The following is an 11,355-nucleotide window of genomic DNA, read 5'->3' on the forward strand; positions in this document are numbered from 1 at the left end:
CTGACGGCGGCGCGACGCTCCTGATTGCCCGCCGTCTCGGCGTCCCGCCGGGCGGCCGCATCCGGCTACCCGGCTCTCTTCGAGCTGCGGAGCTTCCTCACCATGTCCCACGCGCACCTTCGTGCCGAAAACGTCACCGTCCGTCTCGGCGCCCGCCTGGTCCTCGACCGGGTGTCCGTCACCGTCTCACCGGCGTCCCGTCTGGCCGTCGTCGGTGAGAACGGCCGCGGCAAGACCACCCTGTTGAACGTCCTCGCCGGTCTGATCGTCCCCGCCGAGGGCGCGGTGCACCGATCCGGGACCATCGGGCTGGCCGCTCAGGCCCTGCACGCCGCCCCGGGCGACACCGTCGGCACGCTCACCGCGGCGGCCCTGGCCGATTCGAGAGCCGCCCTGGCCACCCTGGACGAGGAGCTGGCCGCCGGCGAGTACGGCGATCGGTATGCGGCGGCCCTGGAGGCCGCCACCCGCCTCGACGCCTGGGATGCCGAACGCCGTGTCGACATCGCCCTGGAAGCCCTGGACGCCTGCACCGACCGGGGCCGTGAGCTGCGTACCCTCTCGGTCGGGCAGCGCTACCGGGTGCGACTGGCCTGTCTGCTCGGCGCGCACCACGACATCCTGCTGCTGGACGAGCCGACGAACCATCTGGACGCCTCCGGCCTGGCGTTCCTGACCGCCCGGCTCCGCGCCCACTCCGGCGGCATCGCGCTGGTCAGCCACGACCGGCAACTCCTGCGCGACGTCGCCGGCCAGTTCCTCGACCTCGATCCGAGCGTGGACGGCCGGGCGCGTCTCCATGCCGGCGGCTACGACGGGTGGCAGACCGGTCGCCGCCGGGACCGGGCCGCCTGGGAACAGGACTACGCCGAACAGCAGGCCGAACACGCCCGGCTGTCGGCGGCGGTGGACCGGGCACGCGGCCGGCTGACCACCGGATGGCGCCCGGACAAGGGCGTCGACAAGCACAGACGCCAGTCGCACACGCCCGGGGTGGTGCAGGCCCTCAACCGGGAGCGGGAGGCTCTCGAGGCACACCGGATCACGGTTCCCGAGCCGCCGCCGGCGCTCCGCTTCCCGGCCCTGGAGACCCGCAAAGGCATTCCACTTCTCACCACCGCCGGGGTACGGGTACCGGGGCGCCTGAACCACCCGGTCACCCTGACCCTGTCCGGCGGCGACCGGCTGCTGGTGACCGGCGGCAACGGAACCGGCAAGTCCACCCTGCTGGCCCTGCTCGCCGGCCGGCTGCAACCGGCGGCCGGCACGGTGCACCGCTCGGGAGGGGCGCGCATCGCCCTGATCGCCCAGGAGGTTCCGCAGTGGCCCGCGGACGTGACCGCACACCGGCTGCTCCAGGGGCGGCCGAGGATGGGCCTGCTCGACCCGGAGGCCCTGCGCACCCCGGTCCGGCTGCTGTCGCAGGGTCAGCAGCGCCGCCTCGACCTCGCCCTGTCCCTGGCCGACCACCCCGACCTGCTGATCTTCGACGAGCCCACCAACCACCTGTCGTCCACCCTGGTCGACGAGCTGACCGAGGCCCTGCTGGGCACGAGTGCCGCCGTGGTCGTCGCCACCCACGACCGGCAGCTGCTCGCCGACCTGTCCACCTGGCCCCGCCTGGACCTGGCTGTCACACCTGGTAGCCGCTGACGGCGGAGCCGAGCCGCTGCGCCATGCCGGCGAGTTCCGCAGCCGTGCTGCGGGCCTCGTCGGCGCTGTGCGTGGTCTGGTTGGCGGTCTGCGCCACGCTGGTGATGTCCGCCGCGATGTTGCCCGACCCGGAGGCCGCCTCGGCCACGTTGCGCCCCATCTCCCCGGTCGTGGCGGTCTGTTCCTCCACCGCCGCCGCGATCGCCGTCGCGTAGTCGTTGATCTGCGCGATCACGTTCCCGATGTCGCCGATCGCGGCGACCGCCGCGTCGGTGTCGGCCTGGATGGCGGCGATTCGCCGGCTGATGTCCTCGGTGGCCCGGGCGGTCTCCTGGGCCAGATCCTTGACCTCGGACGCGACCACCGCGAAGCCCTTGCCGGACTCGCCGGCGCGCGCCGCCTCGATCGTGGCGTTGAGGGCGAGCAGGTTGGTCTGCTCCGCGATGCTGGTGATCGCGTTGATCACCTCGCTGATCTCGGCGCTGGCCGCCCCGAGCTTGGCCATCGTGTCGCTGGTGCGCTCGGCCGCCGTGGTGGCGGTGCCGGCCACGTGGGCGGCGTCGCCGGCGCTGCTGGCGATCTCCCGGATCGACGCGCCCATCTCCTCGGTGCCGGCCGCGACGGTCTGCACGTTCGCGGAGATGATCTCGGCGGCGGCGGAGACCGATCCGGCCTGCTCGGCGGTGTTCTGCGCGGAGCGGGTGAGTTCCTCGGCGATGGCGGACAGCCGGTCGGAGGTGCCGGCCAGGGCGGTCGCGTCGTCGCGGACGTGCCGCACGGTGGTGGCGACGGTGGACGCCGTGCTGTTCAGGGCGGTGGCGAGCTCGCCGAGTTCGTCGGCGCCGCGGACGCCGGTCCGCGCGGTGAGGTCGCCGTCGTCGATGTGACGCAGCACCCGGACACATTCGGCGAGGGGCCGGGTGATCCCGCGGGCGATCAGCACTGCTACGGCGGCGCCGATGAGCAGGAGGACGACGACCGAGGTGAGCACGATGGCCCGGCCGTCGCGGTACGCGTCCTCGGCCAGCTCGTGCGATGCGCGGGCCTGCGCCACCGACTCCTCGGCCAGCACGTTCAGCGCATCCCGCAGGGTGGTGACCAGTGGCGACAGTTCGTTGGCGCGTACTGCCCGCACCTGGTCGAGGCGGCCCTGCTGAGCGAGTGGGAAGAGCCGGTCGGTGACGAGCTCGAGGTAGCCGGCCCAGGTGGTGGTGAACTTCTCGATGCTCTCCGCTTCGACCGTGCTGAGCGGCATCGCCCGGTAGGCGGTGATCCTGGTGTCGAGGTCCGACACCTCGGTGTCGAATTCCTCGCGTTCGGTGGCGCGGGTGGCGTCGTCGGCGGCGAGCAGGTACTCCAGGCCGTTGATCCGGACCCGGTTGAACCCGGAGCGGATGTCGGCGATCGCCTGGGTCTTGAGAGCTTCGGAGAACTCGCCCTCTTCGGTGTCCGCGATGCCGGCCATCTTCAGCATGCCGAAGACGCCGACCGCGCCACCGAGGGCCGCCACCAGCAGTACCGCGATCAGGATCTTGGGGCCGATCCGCAGATCGCTCAGCAGACGGCGGTTCACGGTCGCTGACGGCGCACCGAATGCGTTCATATGAGGAATCTTCGCCATCCGGGCCGGGCGGCACGGCCGTTCCGCCGAAAAATGCCGGGCGCGGCTCCCCGAGGGTGGTGCGGTTTTGGCATAGTCGGCGCGTGATTCGCCTCTACTCGCTGTTCGCGCTGATCGACATCGTGTTGATCATCTGCGCGCTGATCTCCTGCCTCTCCGCCGAGGAACACGAGATCCGCGCACTTCCCCGGATCGTCTGGGTCATCCTGATCCTGCTGTTCTCCCCGATCGGCGGCATCGCCTGGTTCGTGGCCGGCCGCCCGCCGCGCCCGGTGAAACTCAGCAACGGCACCACCTGGCGGCCGGGCAGCGGCTTCCCGGAGAAGGGACGGCCCCGCTCGCCCGACGACGATCCGGAGTTCCTGAACGGTCTCGGCGCGCGGCAGAAGAAGGAGGACGAGGATCTGATGAAGAAGTGGGAGGCCGACCTGCGCCGCCGCGAGGAGGAGTTGAAGCGGCGCGAGCAGGGCGGCGCTGATTGATCGCCGATCGTCATGAATGAGGTCGGCATCGATGGAGATTGATCGTCGAGCGGCGTAGGTTGGCGGCAGACCGCACCGAAGGCGAAGGGCCACGCCGATGACGCTCCGTGACGAACCTCCGTTCCGTGCCGACCACGTCGGCAGCCTGCTGCGTCCGCCGAGCCTGTTGAAGGCGCGCGAGCAGCGGGCCGTCGGCGAGATCGACGCCGCGGAGCTGCGCGCCGTCGAGGACGAGGCGATCCGCGAGGTCGTCCGGATGCAGCGCGACGTGGGCCTGCGTTCGGCCACCGACGGCGAGTTCCGCCGCACCTCGTGGCACATGGACTTCATCTACCGGCTCGGCGGCATCCGGCCCACCGACGAGAAGATCCAGGTGCACTTCCGCAACGAGGACGGCGAACTCGACTTCGAGTCCGCCGCGCTGGCCGTCGACGGCCCGATCACCCTCGAGGAGACGGTCTTCGGATCCGACTTCGAGTTCCTGCACGCGCAGGTCGGCGACGATGTCACGGCCAAACTGACCATCCCCTCGCCGAGCATGGTGCACTACCGCGGCGGGCGGGCCGCCATCGATCCGGACGTCTACCCCGACGAGGAGCGCTTCTGGGCCGACCTGAGCGCCGCCTACGCCGAGCAGGTCCGCCGGGTCGCCGCCCTCGGCTGCCGTTACCTGCAGCTCGACGACACCAGCCTGGCCTACCTCAACGACCCGGCCCAGCGGCGCCTGCTCACCGACCGCGGCGACGACGCCGAACACCAGCATCTCCGCTACATCCGGCAGATCAACGCGGCCATCGCCGGCCGCCCGGCCGGCCTGAACGTCACCACCCACATGTGCCGCGGCAACTTCCGGTCCTCCTGGGCCGCCGAGGGCGGCTACGACTTCGTCGCCGAGGCGCTGTTCAGCGAACTCGCCGTCGACGGCTTCTTCCTCGAGTACGACGACGACCGCTCCGGCGGCTTCGCCCCGCTCCGTTTCGTCCCGCCCGGCAAGATGGTCGTCCTCGGCCTGGTCACCACCAAACGCGGTGCTCTCGAATCCAAGGACACCCTGAAGCGCCGCATCGACGAGGCCGCCCGCTACATCCCCGTCGACCAGTTGTGCCTCTCCCCGCAGTGCGGCTTCTCCTCGACGGTCGAGGGCAACGCTCTCACCTACGCCGAACAGGTCGCCAAACTCCGCCTCATCGCCGAGACCGCCGCCGAGGTGTGGGGCTGAGCCCGTCAGTGCCGGAGCAGCCCGCCGACCGGGACCGGCGCGGTGTGGCCGGTCTCCGGAAGGTCCCGTGCCAGGGCGAGCCCGACGTCGACGAGTGACGCCCGCCGAAGCCCGGCCACCTCCGGCACCGGTATCCATGCCGATCCGGCGGTCTCCCCGTTCGGCTCCGGCCGCGGAGTTCCGCCGGTGATCCGTACCCGGTAGAAGATCCCGACGTTCTGGTGGTCGACCCCGGCCCGCGACTCGGCCGCCGGAATCACCCGCGAATCCACCCCGAGCAGCCGGTCGACCACCGCGTCATACCCGGTCTCCTCGGCGATCTCCCGGATCACCGCGTCGAACGGATCCTCGCCGTGCTCGACCCGCCCGCCCGGCAGGGTCCAGTCGATGTCCCCGTCCGCCGCCACGAACCGCGCCAGCAGAACCCGTTCACCGTCGACACACACCGCATACGCCGCCAGCCGAAACCCCACACCCATGACCCTGATCCTGCCCGACGTCGATCACAGCCGGCTGCAAACCATGTTGATCATCTGGATCGGCGTCGATACGGTCGCCTCGTGACCCTGATGCGCCTGCTCCCACTCGCTGTGCTGGCCCTGCCCGTGTTGTCGCTCACCGCTTGCGGGAGTGGTGTCGGCGCGAACGACCACGACCCTTCCGCTGTGCAGGCGGCATACGACGAGCTGTATACCGCCTGTGAAGCGGCCGGCGCACCGTGGGGAGTGAAATGATCAGCCCGTCCGGGGATCCGGGGTCATCCGGTGACCGCGCGGATCGCGGTGGCGACGTCGTCGAGGCGGGGGGCGGGGATGCCGGCCAGGTTGATGCGGCCGGTCGGTAGGCCGTACACCGCGAACTCGGTCGTGAGGCGGCGCATCGCCGCGGCGTCCAGGGGAAGCGTGAGGAACATGCCACGCTGCTCCGCGAGACCGGGCAGGCCGAGGCGGCCGGCGAGCCCGTCCCGCAACGTGGTCAGCCGAGCCCGCATCGCGGAAAGCTCGCCGTGCCAGCCGGCGGCCAGCGCGGGATCGCCGAGGATCTCCTCGACGATCGCGGCGCCGTGCGCGGGCGGCTGCGAATAGCTGGCGCGGGCGATGTTCTCCAGCAGCGCCCGCGCCTGACCGCGGCGGGCCGGGTCGTCGCTGACCACGAGCGCGCAGCCGGTCCGTTCGCTGTAGAGGCTCCAGGCCTTGGACGCGCTGACCGCCACGACGGCGTCCGGCACCGCCCGCAGCAGCCGCCGCATCCCGTCGAGGTCCTCGGTGAGCCCGTCGCCGAGGCCGAAGTACGCCTGGTCGATGAACGGCACCACGCCCCGCCGGGTCAGCGCCGCGGCCAGTTCGTCCCACATCGGGGCGGGCATGTTCCAGCCGGTCGGATTGTGGCAGCAGCCCTGCAGGAGCAGCACGTCACCGGGCCGGGCCTGATCCATCGCGGTCAGCACGTCGCGGACCGGGTGGGTGGCGACACGCAGGCCGGCGGCGGTCAGGATCGCCTGATGGTTGACGTAGGCGGGAGTGCCCAGGTGGACCGTCCGGTCCGGCCCGGTGGCCGCCAGCAGGTCGGCGAGCAGCCGCAACGCGCCGGTTCCGGCGACCGCCTGGATCCCGTCGGTCCGCGACTCCAGCCCCGCGTCCGCGAACAGCAGCGCGGTCGTCATCCGGGTGAAGCGCTCGTTGCCGCCCAGACCGACGTACGCCTTCGATCCGGCCCGCTCGGCGAGCCGCCGTTCCGCCTCCCGCACCGCGCCCATCACCGGCGCGACCCCGGCGTCGTCCCGGTACACGCCGACGATCAGATCCAATCGGTCCGGGCGGGTGTCACGGGCGCAGTCCGCGGTCAACTGCCAGAGCGGGTCGACGGTGGGTGACGGTGCGGTCAACAACATGGCGAGGGGTTCCTTGCGGTCGAGAAGGCGGAAGACGGTTGTAGGCGACGACCCCGGCCACGACCAGGACCAGCCCGGCCGCGTCCCGCGGCGCGATCGGCTCGCCCAGCAGCGGGATCGCGGCGAGCGCGGTGACGACCGGGCTCAGCGCGCCGAGCGTCGCGGCGGTGCGGCCGCCGAGGCGACGGATCGCGACCGGATAGCAGAGACCGGCCAGCACACCCACGCCGACGCCCTGAACCAGCAGGTAGAGCACGGTGTCGGCGGGGCGGGCGAGCCCGGCGGCCAGGTTCGACGGCAGGACGCCGGTGACGATGAGCAGGACGGTCACGAGGCTGGAGGGGAGGCAGAGGGCGAGGGCCGTACCGATCGGATCGAGAACCGTGAGCCGCAGCGCCATGGTGTAGACCGCCCAGATCAGCCCCGCCAGGAGCAGCACGACGCCGGCCGGCTGGAAACCGGCGGTCGCGACGCCGGCGAGGATCACGGCGAGCGCGGCGGCTTGCGGTTTCGAGATGGTCGAACGCGTGAGCCGGTACGCGAGAAGCGCCACGAACACCGGAACCGTCCCGGGGATCACCAGCCCCACCAGCGCCGCACTGGTGAGCCGGCCGGCCAGCGCCGCCACCAGGAAGTACGGCAGTCCCGCTCCGACCAGCAGCCCGGCCAGCACGGCCGGGCGCTCGGCCCGCAGCCGGCGGATCGTCCGCGGGATCCACGGCGCCAGCAGCAGCACCGGCACCCCGAACCGGATCAGCGCCGCGTCGGCGGTCGTCAGCGTGGACACGCCGATGCCGCGGACACTGAGCGCGAATCCCGCCCACACCATGACGGTCACCGCCATGGCCGCCAGACCCGTGCTCCTGTTCATGACTGGCACGCTAGGCGTTTCACCGGGGCAGCCGATTGCTAAATCGTGCTCGGTGGAGCCGGTCTTTGGCAGAATCTGCCACATGCGCGACCTGGACGACATCGATCGGCGGATTCTGCTCGAACTACAGCGCGACGGCCGGCTCAGCAATCAGGATCTGGCCGACCGGGTCGGGCTGTCCCCGTCGCCGTGCCTGCGGCGGGTGCGGCTGCTGGAGGAGGCCGGGGTGATCGCCGGCTACCGGGCGGTCGTGGATCAGGAGGCGGTCGGCCTGCCGATCACCGCTTTCGTCCGGATCACCCTGGAGTCGCACGAGTTCGAGCTGGTCGAGCGGGTGGAGGCGCGGATCCGTCAGGTGCCGGAGATCGTCGAGGCGTACCTGCTCGCCGGTGACCAGGACTACCTGCTGAAGATCACGATCGACTCGTTCGCGTCGTACGAGGACTTCGTCCGCACCCGTCTGCGGACCATCCCGGCGCTCGCGTCGATCCAGACCACGTTCGCGTTCGGTGTCACCAAACAGGTGTCCCCACTTCCGAATCTTTTCTGATCCAGCTGGGTACGGGGGTTATGACCGTTTCCGCCGGACAGAGGAGATCAGATGACTGCCGTCGCCAACCCGGCCACCGTCGCCGAGTGCCTGCGTGTCGGTGCCGGATTCTCGCAGGGCGACCTGAACTGGCTCGTCGAGCAGTTCGGGACCCTGGATGCCCGCCTGGCCTCCTTCCACGCTGACGCCACCGCCCTGGAGATCACCGTGAAGGACCGGGCGGCCCGAGGGCAGAAGGTGACCCTGGAGTGCTGGCTCAGTGGTGGCGACAAGATCGTCACGACCTCGTCGGAGGAGGACCTGCACGCGGCCGTGATGGACGTCCGCGACGACCTGCGGCGCCGGCTCAGCGACGCCAAGACCAAGCACGAGCCCCGGCACAACCGGCACCTGCGTGAGGTCCCGCAGCCGGAGGACCCCACCGCGCTCGCCGACTGATCTCAGCGTCGTGCCCCGGCGGTCCGCCGGGGCACCCCCTTTCCGGCCAGGTGGGTGGCAAGGGCGCCGGCGAGCCCGACGGCGAAGGCGGCAGCGACCCCGAGGGGTACGAGCAGCACCGCCACCACGAAACAGAACGCCGCGAACCCGATCAGCCCGCGCATCACCCCGGCCGCCGTCGCGATCGCACGGCCCTAGCCCGTCCGCCGCCGGCCGCCGAGACGGCCGGTGGCGTCCTGACGTCAGTGCGCGATCGGGCAGCCGCCGGTCAGCTTGCCGAGGAACGCGTTCGGGTCGTAGTAGTGCTCGACCTCGAGCAGCTTCAGGTCGTCGTCCACCTTGGCGACGCTCATGCCGAACATCTCGATGGTCTTCCCGTTCGGCTGGAAGCCGTGGTACTCACCGTCGAACGCGCCCCAGTGCCGCCATTTGAAGGCGACCACCGGCGGCGGGCTGAGGACCTGGAGGACCTCCCAGTAGAACCCGTTCGGGAACGCGCCGTGGAAGACGTCGTGCTGGCTGTCGAACGACTCCTTGCCGACCCGGTAGAACGGGCTGTCACCGATGAGCACGTTGTAGCTGCCCTGCTCGGCGATGTCCTTCGCGGAGGCCCAGCCGCCACCGTTGACGTTGGTGCGGAACTTCTCCGACACCATCGAGACCCAGGTCGCCGGGTCGTGCTTGTGCGAGACCTCCATCTCGAAGACCTGCACGATGGACTCGACGATCGCCTCCAGCGAGCCGGGCGCGTGCTCGGTCGTCCGCTGCCCGGGCATCACGGTGTGTGACAGGTGGTAATCGGGGGTGCCGTGGCGGAACTCGGACGGGTCGGCGGCCTCGATCACGGCCGAGCGGCCCTGCAGCCACAACGGGGTCTCAGACAAGGGTGGTGTCCTTCCAACGGCTTCTATGAGTCGCACTGCGATTACCGCGCGTAGATCAAAACGGTGATCACCCTATCCACCGTGGACCTGTGCGGAAAGACCCCATTGGTTAACACCTATTTGCGAAATGACATACCTATTAACCAACGACGAAGTCCGCTGCCGGGACCCCTTTTCGGCGGGCGGTGAACTTCCCGTGACGCGCCCACCATGACCTACAAAACCTAGGGGTTATGTGGTTAAGTTGGGGAAGTCTCACACCCCGGGAGGACGCGATGCCGGAGCACTGTACCGAGCGGCCAACGAACGCGGCGGCAACGCGGTGAACAGCACCATCACCCGCGGCCCGAGCGTGGCCGCCCCGACCGAATACAGCCCCGGCACCGTCGCGGTCATCGGCGGCGGCGCCGCCGGATCCCTCACCGCCGCCGCGATCGCCCGCGATCCCGCATGGCGGACAGTGCTGATCTCCCCGGAGGAACGGCCCGGCCGCGGGGTCGCCTACGGCACCGCCGAACCCTGGCATCTGCTCAACTCCCGGGCGGTCGCGATGAGCGCCGACCCGGACGACCCGGGGCATCTGCTGCGCTGGTGCCACGAACGCGGTCTGCCGGCCGATGCGGCGACGTTCCTGCCCCGCACCTGGTACGGCGAGTACCTCGCCGATCACTTCCGGTCCGCGGCCGGCTCACGGTTGACCCACCACCGGGCCACCGCCACGGGGGTACGCCGCACCGCGCCGGCTTCTCCCGGCGGCGGTTACGTCGTCACGGACGACACGGGCGCGGAGATCCGGGTCGACCACGTGGTGCTGGCGCTCGGCAATCCGCCGCCGTGCGTACCGTCGGCGGTCAGCGCGACCGCCCGCCGTGACGTGGCGTTCGTCGCCGACCCGTGGGCGCCCGGAGCCCTCGGCGCGGTGCCCGCCGACGAGCCGGTGCTGCTGCTCGGTACCGGGCTCACCGCCGTCGACGTCGCGCTGACCCTCACCCGGGACGGGCGGACCGTACCCATCGACGCGCTGTCCCGTCGCGGCCTCCCGCCGCTCGCCCACCCCGCCCGGCCCGCGCCCGCCGTCACCCTCGACCTGCCGTCCTCGCCGATCCTCGCGCCGCTGGTCCGCCGGGTGCGGGAGGCGATCGCCGACGGGGCCGACTGGACCGCGGTGATCGACCACGTGCGCACCCAGTCGGACCGGCTGTGGGCGGCCCTGGAACCCGACGCCCAGGAGCGATTCCTGCGCCACCTGCAGCGATACTGGGAGGTGCACCGCCACCGGATGGCGCCGCCGATCGCCGCCCGCATCGCCGGGCTGCGCTCCCAGGGCCTGCTCAACCTGCGCCGCGGCCACCTGACCTCGATCGAACCCGACCCGCGGGGCGGTCTGCTCGTCCACCTCCACGGGGAACCGCCGAAGCGATACGGGGCGGTGATCACCTGCACCGGGCCGGGGCCGCTGCCGTGCTCGGCCGGTCCGCTGCTCGCCGGCCTGATCCGGGACGGTCTGGTCCGCACCGGCCCGCACGGCCTCGGGATCGAGACCGATCCGGACGGACGGGCCGGTCCGGGACTGTGGCTGGCCGGGCCGCTGCGTCGTGGTCTGCTGTGGGAGTCGACCGCGGTTCCGGAGATCCGTGGCCAGGCCGCTCGGCTCGCCGCGGCCCTCCCGGCCCGCGCCTCGGTGGCCGCCGGCTGACGCCTTCACCGCGGGAACGCGGCGGCCACCGGTGCGGATCGCATCGGTGG

Annotated in this window: 13 protein-coding genes; 7 read left to right on the forward strand and 6 right to left on the reverse strand. The window is 71.4% G+C overall.

Translation table 11 applies throughout. The features are described 5' to 3' along the window. Nucleotides 1–24 precede the first annotated feature (24 nt). A complete protein-coding gene (locus tag Aut01nite_RS18035) occupies nt 25–1,653 on the forward strand; it encodes an ABC-F family ATP-binding cassette domain-containing protein (RefSeq protein WP_239124608.1) in 1,629 nt (542 codons plus the stop codon). On the opposite strand, the gene Aut01nite_RS18040 is transcribed toward Aut01nite_RS18035, so the two are convergent. Next, a complete protein-coding gene (locus Aut01nite_RS18040) occupies nt 1,634–3,256 on the reverse strand; it encodes a methyl-accepting chemotaxis protein (RefSeq protein WP_052163312.1) in 1,623 nt (540 codons plus the stop codon). The two genes, Aut01nite_RS18035 and Aut01nite_RS18040, sit on opposite strands and share 20 nt — an antisense overlap. Nucleotides 3,257–3,357: 101 nt before the next feature. On the opposite strand from Aut01nite_RS18040, the gene Aut01nite_RS18045 reads away from it, so the two are divergent. Continuing rightward, nucleotides 3,358–3,756, forward strand: a complete 399-nt coding sequence (locus Aut01nite_RS18045; protein WP_043523223.1) for a PLD nuclease N-terminal domain-containing protein — start codon at nt 3,358–3,360, stop codon at nt 3,754–3,756. 97 nt (nt 3,757–3,853) lie between these two features. Then, nucleotides 3,854–4,975: a 5-methyltetrahydropteroyltriglutamate--homocysteine S-methyltransferase gene (locus tag Aut01nite_RS18050; RefSeq protein ID WP_043523225.1), complete on the forward strand. Its 1,122-nt coding sequence runs from the start codon at nt 3,854–3,856 to the stop codon at nt 4,973–4,975. Nucleotides 4,976–4,980: 5 nt separating this feature from the next. On the opposite strand, the gene Aut01nite_RS18055 is transcribed toward Aut01nite_RS18050, so the two are convergent. Further along, nucleotides 4,981–5,454, reverse strand: a complete 474-nt coding sequence (locus Aut01nite_RS18055) for an NUDIX hydrolase (RefSeq protein WP_201775440.1) — start codon at nt 5,452–5,454, stop codon at nt 4,981–4,983. A gap of 81 nt (nt 5,455–5,535) precedes the next feature. On the opposite strand from Aut01nite_RS18055, the gene Aut01nite_RS18060 reads away from it, so the two are divergent. Continuing rightward, nucleotides 5,536–5,709 (forward strand): hypothetical protein, encoded by a 174-nt coding sequence (locus Aut01nite_RS18060; protein ID WP_161790586.1) that lies wholly within the window; start codon nt 5,536–5,538, stop codon nt 5,707–5,709. 23 nt (nt 5,710–5,732) lie between these two features. On the opposite strand, the gene Aut01nite_RS18065 is transcribed toward Aut01nite_RS18060, so the two are convergent. Both Aut01nite_RS18065 and Aut01nite_RS18070 read right to left on the reverse strand, forming a co-directional pair. Continuing rightward, complete coding sequence (locus tag Aut01nite_RS18065; protein WP_043523226.1) at nt 5,733–6,866, reverse strand: aminotransferase class I/II-fold pyridoxal phosphate-dependent enzyme; 1,134 nt, start codon at nt 6,864–6,866, stop codon at nt 5,733–5,735. Further along, nucleotides 6,799–7,737, reverse strand: a complete 939-nt coding sequence (locus Aut01nite_RS18070; protein ID WP_043523227.1) for a DMT family transporter — start codon at nt 7,735–7,737, stop codon at nt 6,799–6,801. Before Aut01nite_RS18070 ends, Aut01nite_RS18065 begins: the two co-directional genes overlap by 68 nt. A gap of 82 nt (nt 7,738–7,819) precedes the next feature. Between Aut01nite_RS18070 and Aut01nite_RS18075 the strand changes: the two genes are divergently transcribed. Both Aut01nite_RS18075 and Aut01nite_RS18080 read left to right on the forward strand, forming a co-directional pair. Then, nucleotides 7,820–8,287: an Lrp/AsnC family transcriptional regulator gene (locus Aut01nite_RS18075; RefSeq protein WP_043523229.1), complete on the forward strand. Its 468-nt coding sequence runs from the start codon at nt 7,820–7,822 to the stop codon at nt 8,285–8,287. 51 nt (nt 8,288–8,338) lie between these two features. Continuing rightward, the gene (locus tag Aut01nite_RS18080; protein ID WP_043523231.1) at nt 8,339–8,725 is read left to right on the forward strand and encodes an HPF/RaiA family ribosome-associated protein; all 387 of its coding nucleotides are present in this window, start codon (nt 8,339–8,341) and stop codon (nt 8,723–8,725) included. Nucleotides 8,726–8,727: 2 nt separating this feature from the next. On the opposite strand, the gene Aut01nite_RS18085 is transcribed toward Aut01nite_RS18080, so the two are convergent. Beyond that, on the reverse strand, nt 8,728–8,889 hold the full coding sequence (locus tag Aut01nite_RS18085; RefSeq protein WP_161790587.1) for a hypothetical protein: 162 nt from the start codon (nt 8,887–8,889) through the stop codon (nt 8,728–8,730). A 78-nt stretch (nt 8,890–8,967) separates the two neighbouring features. Next, complete coding sequence (locus Aut01nite_RS18090) at nt 8,968–9,609, reverse strand: ester cyclase (protein ID WP_043523232.1); 642 nt, start codon at nt 9,607–9,609, stop codon at nt 8,968–8,970. 322 nt (nt 9,610–9,931) lie between these two features. Here Aut01nite_RS18090 and Aut01nite_RS18095 point away from each other — a divergent pair, with 322 nt between their 5' ends. Continuing rightward, nucleotides 9,932–11,305, forward strand: coding sequence for an FAD/NAD(P)-binding protein (locus tag Aut01nite_RS18095; protein WP_236642561.1), 1,374 nt, complete (start codon nt 9,932–9,934; stop codon nt 11,303–11,305). The last annotated feature ends 50 nt before the right edge of the window (nt 11,306–11,355 follow it).

Origin of the sequence: Actinoplanes utahensis (assembly GCF_016862455.1) — a bacterium.
GTDB classification, from domain to species: domain Bacteria; phylum Actinomycetota; class Actinomycetes; order Mycobacteriales; family Micromonosporaceae; genus Actinoplanes; species Actinoplanes utahensis.